This is a genomic window from Kitasatospora sp. LaBMicrA B282, from assembly GCF_050325825.1.
Classification (GTDB): domain Bacteria; phylum Actinomycetota; class Actinomycetes; order Streptomycetales; family Streptomycetaceae; genus Kitasatospora.
The window spans coordinates 1-25,789 of the sequence record NZ_JBNQTI010000134.1; the positions used below are offsets into that span (position 1 = coordinate 1).

The 25,789-nt window shown below is 75.6% G+C and carries 3 protein-coding genes and 1 pseudogene; all 4 read left to right on the forward strand.

All coding sequences use genetic code 11. The features are described 5' to 3' along the window. Nucleotides 1-27 precede the first annotated feature (27 nt). Complete coding sequence (locus ACQRUO_RS28965; protein ID WP_428319054.1) at nucleotides 28-11,379, forward strand: SDR family NAD(P)-dependent oxidoreductase; 11,352 nt, start codon at nucleotides 28-30, stop codon at nucleotides 11,377-11,379. A 47-nt stretch (nucleotides 11,380-11,426) separates the two neighbouring features. Then, complete coding sequence (locus ACQRUO_RS28970; protein ID WP_428319056.1) at nucleotides 11,427-16,187, forward strand: type I polyketide synthase; 4,761 nt, start codon at nucleotides 11,427-11,429, stop codon at nucleotides 16,185-16,187. Beyond that, complete coding sequence (locus ACQRUO_RS28975; protein WP_428319055.1) at nucleotides 16,184-20,899, forward strand: type I polyketide synthase; 4,716 nt, start codon at nucleotides 16,184-16,186, stop codon at nucleotides 20,897-20,899. Before ACQRUO_RS28970 ends, ACQRUO_RS28975 begins: the two co-directional genes overlap by 4 nt. Before the next feature lie 13 nt (nucleotides 20,900-20,912). Beyond that, nucleotides 20,913-25,789, forward strand: a pseudogene (locus ACQRUO_RS28980) (SDR family NAD(P)-dependent oxidoreductase); the annotation flags it as partial.

The following is a 25,789-nucleotide window of genomic DNA, read 5'->3' on the forward strand; positions in this document are numbered from 1 at the left end:
CGCGCCGAACGGGCGGCCGCGCCGCTGGTGGCGCTGCCGCTGTCGGCGCGCAGTCCCGAGGCGGTGCGCGACCAGGCCCGCGCCGTCGCCGCCCTGCTGACCGGCGACCCGGCCGGCAGCTACGCGGACCAAGCCGGCACGGATCCGCACCGGGTCAGCACCACCGCCCCGCACCCGGCCGACCTGGCCCACGCCCTGGCCACCACCCGCACCGCCTTCGAGCACCGCGCCGTGGTGCTCGGCAGCGACCCGGCCGACCTTCGCGCCGGCCTGCTGGCCCTCGCCGCCGGCACCCCCGAGGCCTCGACCGTGCTGGGCCACGCGGCCGCCCCCGCCCGCCTCGCCTTCCTCTTCACCGGCCAGGGTGCCCAGCGGGCCGGCATGGGCCGGGAACTCCACCGCGCCTTCCCGGTCTTCGCCGAGGCCTTCGACGCGGCCTGCCGCGAACTGGACCGCTACTTCGGCACGCCGGTGCGCGAGGTCGTCTTCGCCGCCCCGGAGAGCCCCACCGCCGAGCTGCTGCACCGCACCGAGTACACCCAGGCCGCCCTGTTCGCCCTGGAGGTCGCGCTCTTCCGACTGACCGAGAGCTGGGGCCTGCGTCCGGACCTGCTGCTCGGCCACTCCATCGGCGAACTGGTGGCCGCGCACGTGGCCGGCATGCTCGAGCTGCCCGAGGCCTGCGCCCTGGTCGCCGCCCGGGCCCGCCTGATGCAGGCGCTGCCCGAGGGCGGCGCGATGCTCGCCGTCGACGCGACGGAGGACGAAGTCCGCCCGCTGCTCGCCGAGTTCGCCGGCCGGGTCGACCTCGCTGCGGTCAACGGCCCGGCCGCCGTGGTGCTCTCCGGCGACGCCGACGCGATCGAGGAACTGGCCACTCGCCTCACCGGCCACCGCACCAGGCGGCTACGGGTCAGCCATGCCTTCCACTCGCCGCGGATGGAGCCGATGCTGGACCGGTTCCGTGCCGTCGTCCAGCGGCTGACCTTCAAGGCGCCGACCGTCCCGATCGTCTCCAACCTGACCGGCCGCCCGGCCACCGCCGCCGCGCTCGCCGACCCCGAGTACTGGGTGCGCCACGTCCGGGCGGTGGTGCGCTTCCACGACGGCGTCCTGACGCTGGCCGAGCAGGGCGTGACCGCCTGCCTGGAGCTCGGCCCCGACGGCGTGCTGAGCGCACTGGGCCAACTCGGCCTCGCGGACGCCCCGCAGGGCCCGGCCGTCCGCTGGAGCACCGCGCTGCGCCGCGGCACCGCGGAGGTGCCCGGGTTCTTCCGCGCGGTCGCCGAACTGCACGCCCACGGCGTCCCGGTGGACTGGGCCCGGGTCCACCCCGGCGCCGAGCGGGTGGAGTTGCCGACCTACCCGTTCCAGCGTGAGCGGTACTGGCTGGAGGACGGCGCCGCGCCGGGTGACGTCGCGGCCGCCGGGGTCGAGGCGGTGGGCCACCCGCTGCTCGGCGCGATGGTGGTGCTCGCCGGCTCCGACGCCTTGGTCTTCACCGGACGGCTCTCGCTGCGCTCGCACGGTTGGCTGGCCGACCACGCGGTGCACGGCACGGTGCTGCTGCCCGGCAGCGCGCTGGTCGAACTCGCGCTCCGGGCCGGCGAGCAGGCCGGCTGCCCGCACCTGGACGAACTGACCCTGGAAGCCCCGCTGACGCTGCCGGAGCAGGGCGAGGTGCAGCTCCAGCTCGCCGTCGAGCCCGCCGACGGCGCGGGGCGGCGGAGCATCGCGATCCACGCCCGGGTGGGGGAGGGGGAGTGGGTCCGGCACGCCAAGGGAGTGGTGGCGCCGGCGACGAGTCCCGAGCTGCCCGAGGAGGAGAGCTGGCCGCCGGTCGGCGCGGAACCGGTGGACCTCGGCGACTTCTACGCCGAGCGGGCCGCGGCCGGCTTCGGCTACGGTCCGGCGTTCCGGGGGTTGCGGGCTGCCTGGCGGCGGGGTGCGGAGGTGTTCGCGGAGGTGCGGCTGGATGGTGACGGCGCGGCGGCCGGCCGGTTCGGCGTGCACCCGGCGCTGCTGGACGCCGCGTTGCAGGCCATGGCCGTGGGGGAGTTGTTGCCTGCGGACGGGGTGCCGCGGCTGCCGTTCGCCTGGAGCGGCGTGGAGCTGCACGCGACCGGTGCGACGGTGTTGCGGGTGCGGCTGGTGGCCGTCGGGGAGGAAGCGGTTGCCCTGACCGCGACCGATGAGCGGGGCCTGCCGGTGCTGTCCGTCGAGAGTTTGACGCTACGTCAGTTTGCGGTTGGTGCGGTGTCGTCGATCAGTGATGCGCTGTTCCGGGTGGAGTGGCGGGAGGTTGGGGTGGTTGGTGGTGGGGTGCTTGGTGGTGGGGGTGTGGTGGGGGATGTTGAGGTGGTGGAGGTTGATGTGTCGGGTGGGGTGTTGGGGGTGCTGAGCGGGGTGTTGGGTGTGGTGCGGCGGGTGTTGGGTGGTCCTGAGGGTGGGCGGGTGGTGTTTGTGACGCGGGGTGCGGTGGGGTTTGGGTTGGTGGGTGGTCCGGATGCGGTGGGTGCGGCGGTGTGGGGGTTGGTGCGGTCGGCGCAGTCGGAGCATCCGGGGCGGTTTGGGTTGGTGGATGTGGAGTGTGGGGTGGTGGTGGATGCGGGGGTGGTTGCTGGGGTTGGGGTGGAGTCGCAGGTGGTGGTGCGTGGGGGTGGGGTGTTTGTGCCGCGGTTGGTGCGGGTGGTGGTGGGATCAGGTGGGGGTGGGGTGTTCTGTTCGGGTGGGACGGTGGTGGTGACGGGTGGGTTGGGGGTGTTGGGTCGGGCGGTGGCGCGGCATGTGGTGGGGGTGTTGGGGGTGCGTCGGGTGTTGTTGGTGTCGCGCCGGGTGGATGCGGGTGTGGTGGATGAGGTGCGGGGTGAGTTGGTGGGGTTGGGTGCGGAGTGGGTGGGGGTGGCGTCCTGTGATGTGGGTGATCGGGCGGCTTTGGCTGGGGTGTTGGCGGGGGTGGAGGGGCGGTTGGTGGGTGTGGTGCATGCGGCGGGGGTGTTGGGGGATGGGGTGGTTGAGGGGTTGACGGAGGAGATGTTGGCTCGGGTGTTGCGGGCGAAGGTGGAGGGGTTGGTGAATCTGCATGAGTTGACGGCTGGTTTGGATCTTGAGGCGTTCGTGGTGTTCTCGTCGGCGTCGGGGGTGTTGGGTGCGCCGGGTCAGGGGGCGTATGCGGCGGCGAATGCGTTTGTGGATGCGTTCGTGGAGTGGCGTCGGGCGCAGGGTTTGGTGGGGTTGTCGTTGGCGTGGGGGTTGTGGGCGGAGCGTTCGGGGATGACGGCGGGGTTGGATGCGGTGGGGGTGGAGCGGATCGCTCGGGGTGGGATGGTGGGGTTGGGGACGGCTGAGGGTCTGGCGTTGTTCGATGCGGCGCGTGGGGTGGGGGACGCGGTGTTGGTCCCGATGCGCCTCGACCTGCCCACGCTCCGGTCGGCGCCCCAACTCCCGTCGCTGCTCGCCGATCTGGCCGGCCCAGCGCCCGTGCGCCGCAGCGTCGTCCCGGCCGGTCCCGGCACCGCGGACGGCAGCCGGCTGGGTCGCCGGCTCGCCGGCCTGCCCGTAGCGGAGCAGCAGCGCACGCTGCTCGACCTGGTGGCCACCGAGCTGGTCGCCGTGCTCGGCCTGGCCGCCCACCAACGCCCGGACCCCGAGCAGGTGTTCAAGGACCTCGGCGTCGACTCGCTGACCGCGGTCGAGCTGCGCAACCGGCTTGCCGCGGCGACCGGCCTGCGGCTGCCGGCCACCCTCGCCTTCGACCAGCCGACCCCCGCCGCCCTGGCCGGCTACCTGCACACCCGCCTGCTGGACGACCGGACCGGTGGCCGCGCCACCCCCGCGCCCGCCGCCACGCGGACAGCGGAGGAGCCGATCGCCATCGTCGGGATGAGCTGCCGCTTCCCCGGCGGTGTCCGCTCGCCCGAGGAACTCTGGGAGCTGCTGGCCCGCGGCGGCGACGGGATCGGCGCCTTCCCCGCCGACCGCGGCTGGGACCTCGACGCGCTCTTCGACCCGGACCCCGAGCGGGTCGGCACCTGCTACGTCCGCGAGGGCGGTTTCCTGGACGGCGCCGCCGACTTCGACCCGGTCTTCTTCGGCATCTCGCCGCGCGAGGCGCTGGCGATGGACCCGCAGCAGCGCCTGCTGCTGGAGTCCGCCTGGGAGACCTTCGAGCGGGCCGGCATCGCGCCGGCCTCGGTGCGCGGCAGCCGGACCGGTGTCTTCACCGGCGTGATGTACCACGACTACGTCAACCTGGTGCAGGGCCTGGACGGCCTGGAGGGCTACGCGGGCAACGGCAGCGCGGGCAGCATCGCCAGCGGCCGGATCGCCTACAGCCTCGGCCTGGAGGGGCCGGCGGTGACCATCGACACGGCCTGCTCCTCCTCCCTGGTCGCCATGCACCTGGCCGGCCAGGCGCTGCGCGCGGGCGAGTGCGAACTGGCCCTGGCCGGCGGCGTGACCGTGATGTCCGGGCCGAGCACCTTCGTCGAGTTCTCCCGGCAGCGCGGGCTGGCCGCCGACGGCCGCTGCAAGCCGTTCGCCGCGGCGGCCGACGGCACCTCCTGGTCCGAGGGCATCGGCCTGCTGCTGCTGGAGCGCCTCTCCGACGCCGAGCGCAACGGACACCAGGTGCTGGCCGTGCTGCGCGGCTCGGCGGTGAACCAGGACGGCGCCTCGAACGGGATGACCGCGCCCAACGGCCCCGCCCAGCAGCGGGTCATCACCATGGCCCTGGAGAAGGCCCGGCTGACGGCCGACCAGATCGACGTGGTCGAGGCGCACGGCACGGGGACCACGCTCGGCGATCCGATCGAGGCCCAGGCGCTGCTGGCCACCTACGGTCAGGACCGACCGGCCGACCGGCCGCTCTGGTTGGGGTCGGTGAAGTCGAACCTCGGACACACCCAGGCCGCCGCCGGGGTGGCGGGCGTGATCAAGATGGTGCTGGCACTGCGGCACGGTCTGCTGCCGCGGACGCTGCACGTGGACGCGCCGTCGCCGCACGTCGACTGGTCGGCCGGCGCGGTCTCGCTGCTGTCCGAGCAGCAGCCGTGGCCGGCGGGTGAGGCGCCGCGGCGGGCGGGGGTCTCCTCGTTCGGGATCAGCGGGACCAACGCGCACGTCATCCTGGAGGAGGCCCCGCGGGCGCAGACCGCGGCCGCGGTCATCGCCGCGCCGGACCGGCCGGCGGGAGCGGCCGGACCGACCGTCGCGGTGCTCTCCGCGCGGACCCGGGCGGCGCTGCCGGCCCAGGCGAGCCTCCTCGCGGACCGGATCACCGCCGACCCGTCGCTCACCGCCGCCGAGCTGGCCCTGGCCCTGGCCACCACCCGCTCGCCGCTCGCCCACCGCGCCGCCGTCGCCGCCGAGGACCGCGAGACGCTGCTCGCCGCCCTGCGCGCCCTTGCCGCGGGCGGTGCGAGCCGGGACCTGGTGACGGCCGGCGCCACCGGCGGCCGGCTGGGCTTCCTGTTCACGGGGCAGGGGTCGCAGCGCCTCGGCATGGGGCGTGGGTTGTACGAGGTGTTCCCGGTGTTCAGGGATGCCTTCGATGCGGTGTGTGGGGAGTTGGACCGGCATTTGGGTGGGTCCGTGCGTGGGGTGGTGTTCGGCGAGGATGCGGCGTTGCTGGACCGGACGGTGTGGGCGCAGGCGGGGTTGTTTGCGTTGGAGGTGGCGCAGTTCCGGCTGTTGGAGTCGTGGGGTGTGCGACCGGATGTGTTGCTGGGTCACTCGATCGGTGAGGTGGCGGCGGCGCATGTCGCGGGGGTGTTCTCGTTGGCGGATGCGGCGCGGTTGGTGGCGGCGCGCGGCCGGTTGATGGATGCGTTGCCGGCGGGTGGGGCGATGTTGGCGGTGGCGGCTTCGCCGGAGGAGGCGGAGGCGCTGCTGGCCGGGCGGACCGGTGCGGTGGGTCTGGCGGCGGTGAACGGCCCCCGCTCGGTGGTCGTCTCCGGTGCCGCGGCGGCCGTCGAGGAGATCGAGCAGGCGGCTCGTGCAGCAGGTCACCGGGTCAAGCGCTTGTCGGTCAGCCACGCCTTCCACTCGCCGTTGATGGACCCGATGCTGGCCGAGTTCCGTTCGGCCATCGCCGAGTTGGGGTTCCGCGAGCCCATCGTCCCGGTGGTCTCCAACCTCACCGGCGAGCTCGCCACCGGCCTGACCTCGCCCGAGTACTGGGTGCGCCAGGTCCGTGAGGCCGTCCGCTTCCACGACGGCCTGCGCACCGCGCACGCGCTCGGCGCCACCGCTTTCGTCGAGCTCGGCCCGGACGGCGTGCTGACCGCCCTCGTGCCGGACTCCGTGCCGGACGCGCACGCCACCACCCTGCTGCGCCGCGACCGCGACGAGCGGCACACCGCGGCCCTCGCGCTCGGGGAGCTGTTCTGCCACGGCGTCGCCGTCGACTGGCCGACCGTGCTCGGCGGCGGCACCAGCACCCGGCACGTCGACCTGCCCACCTACCCCTTTCAGCGGCAGCGCTACTGGCCCGACACCACCCCCGGTGAGCCCCGTCGCGCCCAGGCCCGGCCGGTCCCGACCGGCGAGCCCGTCGCCGCGCTGCCGGTCGGCCCGGGCGCGGCCGAGGACCCGGAACCCGCGCTGCTCGACCTGGTCCGCGAGCTGGTCGCCGTGGTGCTCGGGCACGCTGCCCAGGAGACCGCGGACCCCGAACTCGCCTTCCGTGACCTGGGATTCGACTCCATGACCGCCGTCGAGTTCCGCAACCGGCTGAACCGGGCCACCGGCCTGACCCTGCCCACCACGCTGGTCTTCGACCACCCGACCCCGGCCGCTCTGGTCCGCCACCTGCGGGACGAGCTGTCCGGCACGGCCGAGCGCGCACCGGTCGCCCGCCGCACGGTCGGCAGCGACGAGCCGGTCGCGATCATCGGCATGAGCTGCCGCTTCCCGGGCGGGGTGAGCTCGCCCGAGGAGCTGTGGCAGCTGGTCGACGGCGAGCTGGACGCGATCACGCCGTTCCCCGCCGACCGCGGCTGGAACCTCGCCGCCCTGCACGACCCCGACGCCGACCGGACGGGCACCACCTACACCCGTGGCGGCGGGTTCCTGTACGACGCGGCGGAGTTCGACGCCGGCTTCTTCGGGATCTCGCCGCGGGAGGCGCTGGCGATGGACCCGCAGCAGCGGCTGCTGCTGGAGACCGCGTGGGAGGCGTTCGAGCGGGCCGGGGTGACGCCCGACTCGGTCCGCGGCTCCGGCACCGGTGTCTTCGTCGGCACCAACGGCCAGGACTACACGGCGCTGGTCTCGGCGGCCGAGGAGAACCTGGAGGGCTACCTCGGGACGGGCGGCGCGGGCAGCGTCGCCTCGGGCCGGATCGCCTACGCGCTCGGACTCGAAGGGCCGGCGCTGACCGTGGACACGGCCTGCTCCTCCTCGCTGGTCGCGCTGCACCTGGCCGCCGAGGCGGTGCGGCGCGGCGAGTGCGAACTGGCGCTGGCCGGTGGCGTGACGGTGATGTCCACGCCGGTGTCCTTCATCGAGTTCAGCCGGCAGCGTGGCCTGTCGCCGGACGGCCGCTGCAAGCCGTTCGCGGCGGCGGCCGACGGGACCGGCTGGTCCGAGGGCGTGGGCCTGCTGCTGGTCGAGCGGCTGTCGGACGCGCAGCGGAACGGGCACCGGGTGCTGGCCGTGCTGCGCGGTTCGGCGGTGAACCAGGACGGCGCGTCGAACGGCCTGACGGCGCCCAACGGCCCCACCCAGCAGCGGGTGATCCGCCAGGCGCTGGCCAACGCGGGGCTGACCGGCGCCGAGGTCGACGCGGTGGAGGCGCACGGCACCGGCACCGCACTCGGTGACCCGATCGAGGCCCAGGCGCTGCTGGCCACCTACGGTCAGGACCGGCCGGCCGACCGACCGCTGCGGCTCGGCTCGATCAAGTCGAACATCGGCCACACCCAGGCCGCCGCGGGCGTCGCCGCCGTCATCAAGACCGTCCTGGCGATGCGCAACGGCGTGCTGCCGAAGTCGCTCAACCTGGACGCGCCGACACCGCACGTCGACTGGTCGAGCGGCGCGATCAGCCTGCTGACCGAGCGTCAGGCGTGGCCGGAGACCGGGCGGCCGAGGCGCGCCGCGGTCTCGTCGTTCGGCATGAGCGGCACCAACGCGCACCTGGTCCTGGAGCAGGCCCCTCAGCTGCCCGAACCCCAGCATGCCGCACGGTCGGTCGCGGGGCCGGTGCTCTGGCGGCTGTCCGCCAAGTCCGAGCCGGCGCTGCGGGCCCAGGCCGAGCGGCTGGTGGCCCACCTGGCCGCTCACCCTGCCACGGACCCCGTCGCCGTCGCGCGCGAGCTCGCCACCGGCCGGACGCTCTTCTCTCACCGTGCCGTGGTCACCGGCGTCGATCGCGCGGGACTCCTCGATGGATTACAGAATCTGACTGTTCATCGGACCTTCTCGCCTGGGAAGCCGGCTTTCCTGTTCACGGGTCAGGGGTCGCAGCGGGTGGGGATGGGGAGGGGGTTGTACGAGGTGTTCCCGGTGTTCAGGGATGCCTTCGATGCAGTATGTGGGGAGTTGGACCGGCACTTGGGTGGGTCTGTGCGTGGGGTGGTGTTCGGCGAGGATGCGGCGTTGCTGGACCGCACGGTGTGGGCGCAGGCGGGCCTGTTTGCTTTGGAGGTGGCGCAGTTCCGGCTGTTGGAGTCGTGGGGTGTGCGGCCGGATGTGCTGCTGGGGCACTCGATCGGTGAGGTGGCGGCGGCGCATGTCGCCGGCGTGTTCTCGTTGGCGGATGCGGCGCGGTTGGTGGCGGCGCGCGGTCGGTTGATGGACGCGCTGCCGGCGGGTGGGGCGATGCTGGCGGTGGCGGCCACGCCGGAGGAGGCGGAGGCGCTGCTGGTCGGGCAGGCCGGTGTGGTGGGTGTGGCGGCGGTGAACGGCCCCCGCTCGGTGGTCCTCTCCGGTGCTGCACACGCCGTCGAGGAGATCGAGCAGCAGGCTCGTGCAGCAGGTCACCGGGTGAAGCGCCTGTCGGTCAGCCACGCCTTCCACTCGCCGTTGATGGACCCGATGCTGGCCGAGTTCCGTTCGGCCATCACGGAGTTGACGTTCCACGAGCCCACCGTCCCGGTGGTCTCCGACCTCACCGGCGAGCTCGCCACCGACCTGACCTCGCCCGAGTACTGGGTGCGCCAGGTCCGCGGGGCCGTCCGCTTCCACGACGGTCTGCGCACCGCGCACGCGCTCGGCGCCACCGCCTTCGTCGAACTCGGCCCGGACGGCGTGCTGACCGCCCTCGTCCCGGACTCCGTGCCGGACGCCCACGCCACCACCCTGCTGCGCCGCGACCGCGACGAGCCGCGGAGCCTGGTCGAGGCCGTCGGCCGACTGCACGCGGCCGGCGTCCGGGTCGACCTGGCCGCCCTGCTCGGCCCGGCCGACGGGCCGCGGGTCGAGCTGCCGACCTACGCCTTCCAGCGGGAACGGTACTGGCCGACCCCGGCCGCCCAGGCCCAGCTGCCCGCCTGGTTGGGCGGCGCCACCGGTGGCTCGAGGCTCGACGAGCTGGTCTACCAGGTGGGTTGGCAGCAGCTCGAACTCCCTTTCGCGGTGCGGCTGTCGGGGCGCTGGCTGGTGCACTCGGACTCGGGGTGCGCAGACGTGGTGGATGCCTTGGCGGCGGGCGGTGCCGAGGTGGTCGAGTGCACGGGCGGGGCCTTGGTGGCGGTGGTGGGTTCGCTGGTGGACGGCGGGGAGTTGAGCGGTGTGGTGGCGTGCCCGGGCTCCGCGGGCGAGGTGGTGGAGCTGCTGCGCGCGCTGGGTGCGGCGGGAGTGCGGGCGCCGTTGTGGTGTCTGACACGGCGTGGGGCATCGGTGGGCGACGAGGCTCCCGTGCCGCGTTCAGCGCAGGTCTGGGGGCTCGGCCGGGTGGTGGCGTTGGAGCGCTCGCAGGGCTGGGGCGGCCTGGTGGACCTGCCGGTGGGCGCGCTCGACCGTCCGCTGGGCGAGGCACTGGTCCGGGTGCTGGCCGGCAGCGCCGGCGAGGACCAGGTGGCGCTGCGCGCGGACGGCGCCTACGGCCGCCGGCTGCGGCGCGCCACTCCCGGCGTTCCCCCCGCCGACGCCTGGCAGGCGCCGGAGTCGGTCCTCATCACGGGCGGCACGGGCGCTCTGGGCACCCGGCTGGCGCACTGGCTCGCCGAGCGCGGGGCGGAGCGGCTGGTGCTGACCGGCCGCCGTGGCCTCGCCGCACCGGGCGCGCCCGAGCTGGTGGCCGAACTGGCTGCCGCCGGCGTCCGGGCCACGGTCGTCGCCTGTGACGTCACCGACCGCGAAGCAGTCGCCGCGCTGCTGGCCGAGCATCCGGTCCACGCGGTCTTCCACGCCGCCGGGGTGATCGAGGACGGGGTGCTCGACACCCTCACCGACGAGCAACTGGCCCGGGTGCTGGGCCCGAAGGCCGAGGCCGCGGACCACCTGGACGAGCTGACCCGGGGTCTGGACCTGTCCGCCTTCGTGCTCTTCTCCTCCATCGCCGCCACCCTCGGCGGTGCTGGGCAGGGCAACTACGCGGCGGCCAACGCCCACCTGGACGCGCTGGCCGAGCGCCGCCGCGCCGAAGGCCGGCCCGCCACCTCGATCGCCTGGGGCCCGTGGGCCGCGGGCGGCATGGCGGGGGACACCGCGGTGCTGGACCGGATGCGGCTGGCCGGGATGACACCGCTGCCTACGGAGACCGCGTTCGCCGCGCTCGACCGCGCGCTGACCGCCGGCACCGCGACCACCACGGTGGCGGACATCGACTGGTCCCGGTTCGCGCCCGGCTTCACCGCGGCGCGCCCGAGCCCGCTGCTGGCCGCGCTCCCCGAGGCCACCTCGAGCCTGCCGCAGCCCGCCGGGTCCGGGGCCGCGGGCCTCGCCGAACGGCTGGCACCGCTCGCGGCGGCGGAGCGGTCGGCCGCCGTGCTGGAGCTGGTGCGCACGCACGTCGCCGGCGTGCTCGGGCACGCCGCGCCCGAGCGGATCGACGCCGAACGGGCCTTCAAGGAGCTGGGCTTCGACTCGCTGAGCGCAGTCGAGCTGCGCAACCGGCTGGGCACCGCCACCGGTCTGGCGCTGCCCTCGACGCTGGTCTTCGACCATCCGGCACCGGCCGCGCTGGCGGACCACCTGCTGGCCGAACTCACCGGCGGGCTCGGCGCGCCGGACCCGCAGGAGCTGCGGATCCGGCGCGCCCTGGCCGAGCTGCCGCTGGCCCGGCTGCGCGAGGCCGGCCTGGTCGACCTGCTGCTGCGGCTGGCCGGGAGCGAGGAGGAGGCGCCGGCACCCGCCGCGGAGGCGCCGGCCGACATCGACGAGCTGGACGCCGACGCGCTGATCCGGCTGGCCATGGGCGACAACGGATCCTGAGCGAAGGAACGGGGACTGGGACGATGGTTGCATCGAACGACAAGCTGCTGGAAGCACTGCGCGCCTCGGTCAAGGAGACCGAGCGACTGCGCGAGCAGCACCGCCGCCTCACCGACGCCGCCCGCGAGCCGATCGCCATCGTGGCGATGGGCTGCCGCTTCCCCGGGGGCGCCGACACGCCCCAGCGTCTCTGGCAGCTGCTGGCGGACGGGCGGGACGCCGTCACGCCGTTCCCGACCGACCGCGGGTGGGACCTGGCGGCGCTCTACGACCCCGACCCGGACGCACCGGGCTCCTCCTACGTCCGGGAGGGCGGCTTCCTGCCCGATGCGGCCGAGTTCGATGCCGGCTTCTTCGGGATCTCGCCGCGGGAGGCGCTGGCGATGGACCCGCAGCAGCGGCTGCTGCTGGAGACCGGCTGGGAGGCGATCGAGCGGGCCGGGCTGGACCCGCTGGCGCTGCGCGGCAGCCGCACCGGCGTCTTCGTCGGCTCCAACGGCGGCGACTACGGCACCGTGCTGGTCGGCGGGCCGGAGGAGGTCGACGGTTACCTGGCCACCGGCAACGCCGGCAGCGTGCTCTCCGGCCGCCTCGCCTACACCTTCGGCTTCGAGGGCCCGGCGGTGACCGTGGACACCGCCTGCTCCTCCTCGCTGGTCGCACTGCACCTGGCCGCGCAGGCGCTGCGGCAGGACGAGTGCTCGCTGGCCCTGGCCGGCGGGGTGACGGTGATGTCCACGCCGACCACCTTCACCGAGTTCTCCCGGCAGCGCGGGCTGGCCGCCGACGGCCGGTGCAAGCCGTTCGCCGCGGCGGCGGACGGCACCGGCTGGGGCGAGGGGGTCGGCCTCCTGCTGCTGGAGCGGCTGAGCGACGCCCGCCGCCACGGGCACCGGGTGCTCGCGCTGATCCGCGGCTCGGCGGTGAACCAGGACGGCGCCAGCAACGGCCTGACCGCGCCGAACGGCCCGTCCCAGCAGCGGGTGCTCGGCCAGGCGCTGGCCGACGCCCGACTGACGCCCGGACAGGTCGACGTGGTGGAGGCGCACGGCACCGGGACCACCCTGGGCGACCCGATCGAGGCCCAGGCGCTGCTCGCCACCTACGGCCGGGACCGGCCGGCCGACCGGCCGCTCTGGCTGGGCTCGATCAAGTCCAACATCGGGCACACCCAGGCCGCCGCCGGGGTGGCCGGCGTGCTCAAGATGGTGCTCGCCCTGCAGCACCGGCTGCTGCCGCGGACGCTGCACGTGGACGCGCCGACCCCGCAGGTGGACTGGTCGACGGGCGCGGTGGCGCTGCTGACCGAAGCCCGGCCGTGGGAGTCGCACGGCGAGCCGCGCCGGGCCGGCGTCTCCTCCTTCGGCATGAGCGGGACCAACGCACACGTCATCCTGGAGGAACCGGAGCCCGAGCCGCTGTCGGAGTCGGAGTCGGAGTCGGAGCCGGCCGCCGAGCCGGCCGCGGACGCGGTGCTGCCGTGGGTGCTCTCGGCCAAGTCCGCCGATGGCCTGCGGGCCCAGGCCCGCGCGCTGGCCGCGTTCCTGACCGCCGAGCCCGCGCCGGCGCCGGCCGACGTCGCCTTCTCGCTCGCCACCGGCCGCGCCCGCTTCGAGCAGCGCGCCGTGCTGGTCGCCGCCGGCCGGGGCAGCGTGCTCGCGGCCCTGTCGGCGCTGGCCGCCGGTGAGCCGGCCGCGCAGCTGGTCGAGGGCAGTGCCCCGGGCACCGCGCGGCCGGTCTTCGTCTTCCCCGGGCAGGGCGCCCAGTGGGTCGGCATGGCCGCCGAACTGCTGGACGCCTCCCCGGTCTTCCGGCAGCGGATGACCGAGTGCGCGGCGGCCCTGGCGCCGTTCACCGACTGGTCGCTCCTCGAGGCGCTGGGCGATCCGGTCGCGCTGGAGCGGGTGGACGTGGTGCAGCCGGCGCTCTGGGCCGTGATGGTCTCGCTGGCCGAGGTGTGGCGCTCGTACGGGGTCGTGCCGGCGGCGGTGGTCGGGCACAGCCAGGGGGAGATCGCGGCCGCGGTGGTGGCGGGTGCGCTCTCGCTGGCGGACGGCGCCCTGGTGGTGGCCCTGCGCAGCAAGGCGATCACCGCGATCGCCGGGCGCGGCGGCATGGTCTCGACCGCGCTGCCGGCCGAGCGGGTGACGGCCGGCTGGCCCGGCCGGCTGGAGGTCGCCGCGGTCAACGGGCCGGACGCGCTGGTGGCGTCCGGCGACGACGCGGCGCTGGACGAACTGCTCGCCGTCTGCGCGGCCGAGGAGGTACGGGCCCGCCGGGTGCCGGTGGACTACGCCTCGCACTCCGCGCACGTCGAGCACCTGGAGGCCGAACTCCTCGACGTGCTGGCCCCGATCGTGCCGCGGTCGGCGCAGCTGCCGTTCCACTCCACGGTGACCGGCGGGCCGCTGGACACCGCGCAGCTCGACGCCGGCTACTGGTACCGCAACCTGCGGCGGACCGTGCGGTTCGCCGAGGTGGCGGCCGAACTGGCCCGGCAGGGCTGCGTGTTCATCGAGGTCAGCCCGCACCCCGTGCTCCTCCAGTCACTGCCCGCGGGCGGCACCGGGACGCTGCGCCGCGGCGACGGCGGCCCGCACCGCCTGCTCCGCTCGCTCGCCGAGGCGCACGTGCGGGGCGTGCCGGTCGACTTCACCCCGATCTGGGGCGGCGCCCGCCGCACCGAACTGCCCACCTACCCCTTCCAGCGCAGCCGCTACTGGCCGCGCCCGGGCGGGCCGGCGCGGGCCGACCGCGATCCGGCGGAGGCCGCCTTCTGGGACGCCGTCGAACGCGCCGACCTGCCGGCCCTCGCCGCCGGGATCGGTGCGGCGGAGCAGCAGCTGGACGGCCTGGCGCGTGCGCTGCCGCTGCTCGCCGGCTGGCGCCGGACCCGCCGGGAGCAGGCCGAGCTGGACTCCTGGCGGTACCGGATCGGCTGGACCGCGCTGCGCGACCCCGGCCCGGCGCGGTTGTCGGGACGGTGGTTGGTGGTACCGGACCCGGCGTCGGGGTCGGGGTGCGCGGATGTGGTGGGGGCGTTGCTGGCGGGCGGCGCCGAGGTGGTCGAGTGGTCGGGTGCGGTGTCGCCGCAGGACGGCGGGTTGAGCGGTGTGGTGGCGTGCTCCGGCTCGGTGGGTGGGGTGTTGCGGCTGGTGCAGGCGTTGGGCGCGGCCGGGGTGGGGGCGCCGCTGTGGTGCGTGACGCGGGGCGGGGTGTCGGTGGCGGCGGGGGACGGTGCACCGGTGCCGGAGGTGGCGCAGGTGTGGGGGTTGGGTCGGGTGGCGGCGTTGGAGCGCGGGCAGGGGTGGGGCGGCCTGGTGGACCTGCCGCCGGACGCGCCCGTCGAGGGTGCGCTGGGGGAGTGGTTGGTGCGGATCCTGGCCGGCGGCACGGGCGAGGACCAGGTGGCGCTGCGGCAGGGCGGGGCCTTCGGGCGGCGCCTGGTCCGGGCGCCCGGCAGCGGCCCGACCGCCACACCCTGGCAGGCGCCGGCCTCGGTCCTGGTCACCGGTGGCACGGGCGCGTTGGGCGCGAGGGTGGCGCGGTGGCTGGCCGCGCGCGGGGCTGAGCGGCTGGTGCTGACCAGCCGGCGCGGCCTCGCCGCACCGGGCGCGCCCGAGCTGGTGGCCGAGCTGGCGGCCTCCGGTGTGCGGGCCACGGTCGTCGCCTGCGACGTGGGCGACCGCGCGGCCGTGGCCGCGCTGCTGGCCGAGCATCCGGTCGGCGCGGTGTTCCACGCCGCCGGGGTGCTCGACGACGGGGTGCTGGACTCCCTCACCGAGGAGAAGCTGGCCCGGGTGCTGCGCCCGAAGGCCGGGGCCGCGGACCACCTGGACGAGCTGACCCGGGGGCTGGAGCTGTCCGCCTTCGTGCTCTTCTCCTCCTTCGCCGGTGCGGTCGGCGGCGCGGGGCAGGGCAACTACGCGGCGGCCAACGCCCACCTGGACGCGCTGGCCGAGCGCCGCCGCGCCGAGGGCCGGCCCGCCACCTCGATCGCCTGGGGCTCCTGGGGCGGCTCCGGCCTGGCCACCGAGACCGCGGTGGTCGCCGAGCGGCTGCGCCGCGGCGGCATGCTGCCGATGGCGCCCGAGCCGGCGATGGCCGCGCTGGAACAGGCACTGCTGCGGGACGAGACCCACCTGGTGGTCGCCGCCGTCGACTGGGCGCGGTTCGGTCCGACCTTCGTCACCGGCCGGCCCAGCCCGCTGCTCGCCGAGCTGGCCGAGCTGCATGCGCTCACCGGGCCGGCCGCCGGGGACCCGCCGGCCGAGGGTGCGCTCCGCCGGAGCCTGCACGGTCTGGCCGGCCCGGCCCGCGAGGAGGCGCTGCTCACGGTGGTCCGCGGGCAGGTCGCGGCGGTGCTCGGGCACGGCTCGCCGGAGGAGGTGGTCACTGGCCGGGCGTTCCGGGAGGCGGGCTTCGACTCGCTGACCGCGGTGGAGCTGCGCAACCGCCTGGGCGCCGCCACCGGCCTGGCGCTGCCCGCCACCCTGGTCTTCGACCATCCCACCCCGCTGGCCCTCGCCGCACACCTGGCGGCCGAACTCGGGGCGGCACTCGGGGCGGCGGAGCCCGGCGGGGCGGCGAACGCGGACGCGGAGCTGGACCGGCTGGAGCAAACGCTGATCAAGCTGGGCTCAGGCGTTCCTGACCACACTCGGGTCATGCTCCGTATGCAGTCGCTTGTCGCCCAGTGGCGGACGGCCGCCGAGTCGCCGGCGGTCGAGGCCGAGGAGGCGCCGTTCGCCACCGCCGACGACGACCGGCTCTTCGACCTGATCGGCGAGAAGTTCGGCATCTCATGAGCCCGGTCACCAGCCGGATCACCAGCCGGATCACCAGCCGGGCCACCAGCCCGGCCGGCAGCCCGACCGCCGGCCCGGTGCCGACGCCCCACCCCCGACCCGCAGTCCGGACCCCGACGGAGAGCCAGCCCGTGTCCAAGCCCGAGTCCACCGAAGACAGGCTCCGATACTTCCTCAAGCGGGTCTCGACCGAGCTCGAGCAGACCCAGGAGCGCCTGCGGGACAGCGAGCGCCACGACCACGAGCCGCTCGCCGTGATCGGCCTGGGCTGCCGCTTCCCCGGCGGCGCCGACAGCCCCGAGCGGCTCTGGCGGCTGCTGGTCGAGGGCGGCGACGCGCTGACCGGCTTCCCCACCGACCGCGGCTGGGACCTGGCGGCGCTGCTCGGCGAGGGCGGCTCGCACGCCCGCGAGGCGGGGTTCCTGGCCGGGGCAGCGGAGTTCGACGCGGAGTTCTTCGGGATCGCGCCGCGCGAGGCACTGGCGATGGACCCGCAGCAACGGCTGCTGCTGGAGACCTCCTGGGAGGCGTTCGAGCGGGCCGGTATCGACCCGGGCACCCTGCGCGGCAGCCGGACCGGCGTCTTCGTGGGCACCAACGGCCAGGACTACGCGCCGGTGGCGATCGGCTCGGCGGACGACCTCGCCGGACACGTGATGACCGGCAACGCGGCGAGCGTGCTCTCCGGGCGGCTCTCCTACGTCTTCGGCCTGGAGGGCCCGGCGGTGACCGTGGACACCGCCTGCTCCTCCTCCCTGGTCGCGCTGCACCTGGCCGCCCGGGCACTGCGCCGCGGCGAGTGCTCGACGGCGCTGGTCGCCGGCGCGACCGTGATGTCCACGCCCACCCTGTTCACCGAGTTCAGCCGGCAGGGCGGACTGGCTCGCGACGGGCGGTGCAAGGCCTTCGCGGCTGCGGCGGACGGCACCGGCTGGGGCGAGGGCGCGGGCGTGCTGCTGCTGGAGCGCCTCAGCGACGCGCGGCGCAACGGCCGCCAGGTGCTCGCCGTGGTCCGCGGGTCGGCGGTGAACCAGGACGGCGCCTCGAACGGCCTCACCGCACCGAGCGGACCGGCCCAGCAGCGGGTCATCGAACAGGCGCTGGCCGACGCCGAGCTGACGCCCGACGAGATCGACGCGGTGGAGGCGCACGGCACCGGCACCGCGCTGGGCGACCCGATCGAGGCGCAGGCCCTGATCGCCGGCTACGGCCGTAACCGCCCGGCCGACCGCCCGCTCCGGTTGGGCTCGATCAAGTCGAACCTCGGGCACACCCAGGCGGCGGCCGGCGTGGCGGGTGTGATCAAGATGGTGCTGGCCCTGCGCCACGGTCTGCTGCCCAGGACCCTGCACGTGGACGAGCCGACCCCGCAGGTCGACTGGTCGGCGGGCACCGTCCGGATCCTCACCGAGAACACCGCCTGGCCGCAGGGCGACCGGCCGCGCCGGGCCGGGGTCTCCTCCTTCGGGATCAGCGGGACCAATGCGCACGTGATCCTCGAGGAGGCCCCCGCAGCCGAGGCCGCACCGGTCGTCGCCGGCCCGACCCTGCCGGTGCTGCTCTCGGCGAAGACGCCCGAGGCGCTGCGGGCTCGCGCGGCGCAGCTGCGCGAGTACCTGGTGGCCCACCCGGAGCTCCCGTTGGCCGACGTGGCTCACTCGCTGGTCCTGGCCCCGCGCTTGGACCAGCGTGCCGCCGTGATCGCGGCCGACATTGCCGAACTCATCACCAAGCTCGATGATTTGACGGTAAGTCATGTCACTGACGGGAAGATGGCGTTCCTGTTCACCGGTCAGGGTTCGCAGCGCCTGGGCATGGGGCGCGGGTTGTATGAGGCGTTCTCGGTGTTCGCGGCGGCCTTCGACGAGGTGTGCGCAGCCCTGGACGCGTACCTGGACGGTTCGGTGCGCGCGGTGGTGTTCGGTACGGATGCGGCGTTGCTGGATCGGACGGTGTGGGCGCAGGCGGGGCTCTTCGCGTTGGAGGTGGCGCAGCTCCGGTTGTTGGAGTCCTGGGGTGTGCGTCCCGATCTGCTGCTGGGTCATTCGATCGGCGAGGTCGCGGCCGCCCATGTCGCCGGGGTCTTCTCCCTCGCCGATGCGGCCCGGCTGGTGGCCGCCCGCGGTCGGCTGATGCAGGCGCTGCCGGCCGGTGGGGCGATGTTGGCGGTCTCCGCCACCTCCGCGGAAGCCGAGGCCTGGCTCGCGGACCACCGTGGCGCGGTGGGTCTGGCGGCGGTGAACGGGACGCGTTCGGTGGTGTTGTCCGGTGTCGAGTCCGCGATCGAGGAGATCGCTGCGGCCGCCCGTGCTGCCGGGCATCGCACCAAGCGTCTGACGGTCAGTCACGCCTTCCACTCCCCGCTGATGGACCCGATGCTGGCGGAGTTCCGCACGATCGTCAGCGACCTGACCTTCCACCAGCCCACCATCCCGCTCGTCTCCAACCTCACCGGTGAGCTCGCCACCGACCTGACCTCGCCCGACTACTGGGTCCGCCACATCCGCCAGGCCGTCCTCTTCCACCACGGTCTGCGGACACTCGCCCGCGAAGGCGCCACCCACCTCCTCGAACTCGGCCCCGACGCCGTCCTCACCGCCCTCGCCGACCAGGGCACCGCGGTGCCGCTGCTCCGCCGCGACCGCAGCGAACCGGACACCGTCGTCGCCGCCCTCGGCGAGCTCTTCGTGCGCGGCATCGAACCCGACTGGCCCGCGGTCTTCACCGCCCGCCGGGTCGAGCTGCCCACCTACCCCTTCCAGCGCGAGCGCTACTGGCCCCGCCCGGCCGCACCCACCACCCCGCAGCCCGCGGCGAGCGGCGTGGCCGACCTCCAGTACCGCGCGGTCTGGCAGCCGGTCGCCGAGCGGCAGCCGACACCCCTGGCGGGCCGCTGGCTGGTGCTCGGCCCCGAGTACGCCGCGGTCGGCGCCGCGCTGCGCGAGCACGGCGCCGAGGTGCTCGCCACCGACCTGACCGGCCGGCACCGGACCCGGGCGGAGCTGGCCGCCGCCCTCGCCGAACTGCTGGGCGAGGCCCGCTCGTTGTCCGGCGTGCTGCGACTGCCCGCACCGGCTGGCAGCTCCGGCGTGACCGACCTGCTGCTGTTGCACCAGGCGCTGGGCGACGCGGGCGTCGAGGCACCGCTGTGGTGTGCCACCCGCGGGGCCGTGGCGGTCGGCGACGAACGGCTCGCCGACCCGGCGCAGGCGCAGGTCTGGGGCCTGGGCCGGGCGGCCGCACTGGAGAGCCCGGCCCGCTGGGGCGGCCTGGTCGACCTGCCGCCCGACTGGGAACCCGCGGTGGCGGCCCGACTCTGCACGCTGCTGGCCGACGCCGCCGGTGAGGACCAACTGGCGCTGCGCCCCGACGGCCTGCACGCCCGCCGCCTGGTCCACGCCGAACGCCCCAGCGCCCCGGTCCGGCCCTGGCGGCCGTCCGGCACGGTGCTGGTCACCGGCGGGACCGGCGCGCTCGGCGGGCACCTGGCCCGTCGGCTGGCCGACCGCGGCGCCGACCACCTGCTGCTGACCAGCCGCCGCGGTGCCGCCGCGCCCGGCGCGGCCGAGCTGGTCGCGGAGCTGGCGGCCAAGGGCACCCGGGTCACCGTGGCCGCCTGCGACGTCGCCGACCGGGCGCAGCTGGCGGCGCTGCTCGCCACCGTCCCGGCCGACCTCCCGCTGACCGCCGTGGTGCACACCGCGGGCGTGCTCGACGACGGGGTGCTCGACGCGCTGACCCCCGAGCGGTTCGCGGCCGTGCTGCGCCCGAAGGTCGAGGCCGCCCGTGCGCTGCACGAGCTGACCCGGGACCGGGACCTGGCGGCCTTCGTCCTCTACTCCTCCTTCTCCGGCGCGATCGGCGGCTCGGGGCAGGCCAACTACGCCGCCGCCAACGCCTTCCTGGACGCCTTCGCCGAGCAGTGCCGGGCCGACGGCCGGCCGGCGACCGCGATCGCCTGGGGCGCCTGGGCCGGTGGCGGCATGGCCGGCGAGGGCGCCGCGGTCGGCGAGCGGCTGAGCCGGCACGGGATCCGTGCCATGAGTCCGGAGCGCGCACTGGACGGGCTCTGGCAGGCCGTGGAGTACGGGGACGCCTGCCTGACCGTCGCGGACGTCGACTGGGACCGGTTCGCCCCGGCCTTCACGGCCGTCCGGCGTAGCCGCCTGCTCGCGGCGCTGCCCGAGGTGGTCGCACGCGGCGCCGAGCCGCCGGCTGCGCCGCTGCGCCCGGCGGACCTGCCGGCGGCGGAGCGGCTGCCGGCACTCCTGGACCTGGTCCGCGGCCGGGCGGCCGCGGTGCTGGGCCACGACGGCACCGAGCGGGTGGCGGCCGACCGGCCGTTCCGCGAGCTCGGCTTCGACTCGCTGATGGCGGTCGACCTGCGCAACGTGCTGGGCGCCGCCACCGGCCTGGCGCTGCCCGCGACCGTCGTCTTCGACCATCCCACCCCGCAGGCGCTGGCCGTTTTCCTGGACGCCGAACTCGGCGGCAGCGCAGCCGGCGGGCTGCTGGCCGACCTCGACCGGCTGGAGCGCGGCCTGGCGGGTCCGCTGGCCGAGGACCTCCGGCTGGAGGTGGCGGGCCGGTTGGACGCGCTGCTGGCGGCCCTCCGCCCCACCACCGACTTCGAAGAGCCCGCGGCCGGTCCCGAACTGGACACCGCCGACGACCTCTTCGCCTACATCGACGACAAGTACGGGGCCCGCTGACATGAGCAACGAACAGAAGCTACTCCAGTACCTCAAGCGGGTCACGGCCGACCTGGACGAGGCCAACCGGCGCCTGCGCGACGCCGAGGACCGCGGGCACGAGCCGATCGCCGTCATCGCCATGGGCTGCCGCTTCCCTGGCGGCGTCCGGTCGACCGAGCAGCTCTGGGAACTGCTGGCCGGGGGGACCGACGCGCTCGCCCCCTTCCCCGAGGACCGTGGCTGGGACCTCGCCGCGCTCTACCACCCGGACCCGGACCGGGCCGGCACCTCCTACGTCCGCGAGGGCGGGTTCCTGGACGGCGCGGCCGAGTTCGACCCGGACTTCTTCGGCATCAGCCCGCGCGAGGCGCGCGCGATGGACCCGCAGCAGCGGGTGCTGCTGGAGGTCGCCTGGGAGACTTTCGAGCGGGCCGGCCTGGACCCGGCGGCCCTGCGGGAGAGCCGCACCGGCGTCTTCGTCGGCACCAACGGCCAGGACTACGGCTCGCTGTTCGGCGGTGCGGCGCTGGAGGACGGCCTGGAGGGCTACGTCGGCACCGGTAACGCGGCGAGCGTGCTCTCCGGGCGGCTCTCCTACGTGCTCGGCCTGGAGGGCCCGGCGGTGACGGTCGACACCGCCTGCTCGGCCTCGCTGGTCTCGCTGCACCTGGCCGCGGAGGCGCTGCGCCGCGGGGAGTGCAGCCTGGCGCTGGCCGGCGGGGTCACCGTGATGGCGACCCCGCGGGTGTTCGTGGAGTTCAGCCGGCAGCGCGGACTGGCCGCCGACGGGCGGTGCAAGCCGTTCGCGGCTGCGGCGGACGGCACCGGCTGGGGCGAGGGTGCGGGTGTGCTGCTGCTGGAGCGCCTCAGCGACGCGCGGCGCAACGGGCACCAGGTGCTCGCGGTGATCCGCGGCTCGGCGGTCAACCAGGACGGTGCCAGTAACGGGCTGACCGCGCCCAACGGCCCCGCCCAGCAGCGGGTGATCCGGGCCGCGCTGGCCAACGCCCGGCTGACCGCCGACCTGGTCGACGCCGTCGAGGCGCACGGCACCGGCACCACCCTCGGCGACCCGATCGAGGCCCAGGCGCTGCTCGCCACCTACGGCCGGGCCCGGGCCGATGGTCGACAGCCGCTCTGGCTGGGCTCGATCAAGTCGAACCTTGGGCACACCCAGGCCGCCGCGGGGGTGGCCGGGGTGATCAAGATGGTGCTGGCCCTGCGCCACGGTCTGCTGCCCAGGACCCTGCACGTGGACGAGCCGACCCCGCACGTGGACTGGACCTCCGGCGCGGTCCGGCTGTTGACCGAGGCCCGGCTGTGGCCCGCCACCGACGCCCCGCGCCGGGCCGGCGTCTCCGCCTTCGGCGTCAGCGGGACCAATGCGCATGTGATCCTGGAGGAGGCCCCGGCCCTCGAGGCCCCGCCGGCCGCTGCCGGTTCGACCCTCCCGGTGCTGCCGGTGCTGCTCTCGGCGAAGACGCCCGAGGCGCTGCGGGCTCGCGCGGCGCAGCTGCGTGAGCACCTGGTGGCCCATCCCGAGCTGCCGCTGGTCGATGTGGCCCACTCGCTCACCCTGGCCCCGCGCTTGGACCACCGCGCTGCCGTGATGGCGGCTGACTGTGCCGAACTCATCACCAGGCTCGATGATTTGACGGCAAGTCATGTCACTGACGGGAAGCTGGCGTTCCTCTTCACCGGTCAGGGTTCGCAGCGCCTGGGCATGGGGCGCGGGTTGTACGAGGCGTTTCCGGTGTTCGCGGCGGCCTTCGACGAGGTGTGCGCAGAACTGGACGCGTACCTGGACGGTTCGGTGCGCGCGGTGGTGTTCGGTACGGACGCGGCCTGGCTGGATCGGACGGTGTGGGCGCAGGCCGGGCTCTTCGCTCTGGAGGTGGCGCAGTTCCGGCTGTTGGAGTCCTGGGGTGTGCGCCCCGATCTGTTGCTGGGTCACTCGATCGGCGAGGTCGCGGCCGCCCATGTCGCGGGGGTGTTCTCGCTCGCCGATGCGGCCCGGTTGGTGGCGGCGCGCGGTCGGCTGATGCAGGCATTGCCGGCCGGCGGGGCGATGCTGGCGGTCTCCGCCACGCCCGCGGAGGCGGAGGACCTGCTCGCCGGCCACCGTGGCGCGGTGGGTCTGGCGGCGGTGAACGGGCCGCGTTCGGTGGTGTTGTCCGGTGTCGAGTCCGCGATCGAGGAGATCGCCACAGCAGCCCGCGCCGCCGGGCACCGCACCAAGCGTCTGACGGTCAGTCATGCCTTTCACTCCCCGCTGATGGACCCGATGCTGGCGGAGTTCCGCACGATCGTCGCCGACCTGACCTTCCACCAGCCCACCATCCCGCTGGTCTCCGATGTCACCGGCGAGCTCGCCACCGAGGCGACGCAGCCCGACTACTGGGTCCGCCACGTCCGCCAGGCCGTCCTCTTCCACCAGGGCCTGCAGACCCTGGACCGCGAAGGCGTGACCCGCTTCCTCGAACTCGGCCCCGACGCCGTCCTCACCGCCCTCGCCGACCAGGGCACCGCGGTGCCGCTGCTCCGCCGCGACCGCGCGGACGCCGACGCAGCGCTGACGGCCCTCGGCGAGCTCTTCGTGCAGGGCGTGCAGCCCGACTGGCCCGCGGTCTTCACCGGCCACCGGGTCGACCTGCCCACCTACCCGTTCCGGCGGGACCGCTACTGGCCGGCCCTGGACCGGGTGGGCGACGTGGGCGCGGCCGGCCTGCTGCCGGTGGCGCACCCGCTGCTCGGCGCGATGGTGGTGCTGGCCGACGACGACCAGATCCTCTTCACCGGCCGCCTCTCGCTGCCCACCCACCCCTGGCTCGCCGACCACGCGATCGGTGGCGCCGTCTTCGTGCCCGGCACCGCCTACCTGGAGCTCGCGGTGCGCGCCGGCGACCAGGTCGGCTGCGACCGCGTCGACGAACTCACCATCGAGGCCCCGCTGGTGCTGCCCGCGCAGCAGGCCGTCCAGCTCCAGGTGAGCGTCGGCCGGCCGGAGGAGGACGGGACCCGCCCGATCGGCTTCCACTCCCGCCGCGGCGAGGAGCCGTGGACCCGGCACGCCACCGGCCGGCTGAGCAGCGGTGCCACCCGCCCGGCGCCCGCCGACTGGGCCGCGCCGCAGTGGCCGCCGGCGGACGCCGAACCGGTGCCGGTCGACGGGCTCTACCCGCACCTGGCCGCGGCCGGCTTCGGCTACGGCCCGGCCTTCCAGGGCCTGCGCGCGGTGTGGCGGCGCGGCACCGAGCTGTTCGCCGAGGTGACGCTGCCGCAGGAGCGCGAGGCCGGCCGCTTCGCCCTGCACCCGGCCCTGCTGGACGCGGCGCTGCACGCGGTGGGCCTGGGCGCGTTCGTCACCGACAACCGACCCAGCCTGCCGTTCTCCTGGTCCGGCGTCACGTTGCACGCGAGCGGCGCGGCCGCGCTGCGGGTGCGGCTCGCGCCGGCCGGCCCCGACGCCGTCGCGCTGGACCTCGCCGACCCGGCGGGCGCACCGGTCGCCACCATCGCGGAGCTGGCGCTGCGCCCGGTGGCCGGGCAGTCCGGCGGGCCGCGGCGCGACGCGCTGTTCCAGGTCGACTGGGTGGCCCAGCCACTGCCCGGGGCGCCCGCCCCGGAGCCGGTCCCGGTGGACTCGGTCGCGGCGCTGCGCGCCCTCGACCCGCTGCCGGCGACCGTCCTGGTGCACTGCCACCCCACCGAGCAGCCCAGCACCGGCGAGCCCCGCGCCGATCAGCCCGTCGCCGACCGGTTCGTCGCCGAGCTGCACGGCACCGCCCAGCACGCCCTCGAGCTGCTCCAGGCCTGGCTGGCCGACCCCCGCACCCGGGCCGCGCAGCTGGTCTTCGTCACGCACGGCGCGCTGGCGGCGCTCCCCGGCGAGGCGGTGACCGGGCTCGGCCAGGCGGCGCTCTGGGGCCTGGTCAGGTCGGCCCAGGCCGAGAACCCGGACTGCTTCCGGCTGGTCGACCTGGACGGCGAGCCGGCCTCGGCGGCCCTGTTGCCGGACGCCCTCACCCTGGACGAACCGCAGCTGGCGGTGCGCGCCGGCCGGGTGCTGGCCCCGCGCCTGGCCCGGGCGACCGGGGAGCCCGCGGCCGAGGGCCCCGGCGCCCCCGCGCCCTGGCGACCCGAGGGCACGGTGCTGATCACCGGTGGCACCGGGGGCCTCGGCGCCCTGCTGGCCCGGCACCTGGTCACCGAACGCGGCGTGCGCCGACTGCTGCTGACCAGCCGCCGCGGGCCCGCCGCCGAAGGGGCCGCCGAGCTGGTCGCGGAGCTGGCGGAGCTCGGCGCCGAGGCCCGGGTGGCGGCCTGCGACGTGGCCGACCGGGCCGCCCTCGCCGAGCTGCTCGCGGCCATCCCGGCCGACCGGCCGCTGACCGCCGTGGTGCACGCCGCCGGGGTCCTGGACGACGGGGTGATCGGCTCGCTCACCGCCGAGCGGCTCGACGCCGTGCTGCGCCCCAAGGCCGACGCCGCCTTGCACCTGCACGAGCTGACCGCGGACCTGGACCTCGCCGCGTTCGTGCTCTTCTCCTCGGCCTCCGGCATCTTCGGCGCCCCGGGCCAGGCCAGTTACGCGGCCGGCAACGTCTTCCTGGACGCGCTGGCCCAGCACCGCCGCGCCCTGGGCCGCCCCGCCACCGCGCTGGCCTGGGGCCTGTGGGCGGAGGGCCGCGGCATGGGCGGCCGGCTGGCCGGCGGTGACCGGGAGCGGATCACCGGCGCCGGGCTGGCCGCGCTCTCCGCGGCGGACGGCCTGGGCCTGTTCGACCTGGCGCTCGGCACCGGGCAGGCCCTGCTGGTCCCGACCCCGCTGGAGCTCCGCGCGCCGGGCGGCGCCGCCCCGGTGCCGGCCCTGCTGCGCGGCCTGGTGCGGGAGCCGGTGCGCCGGTC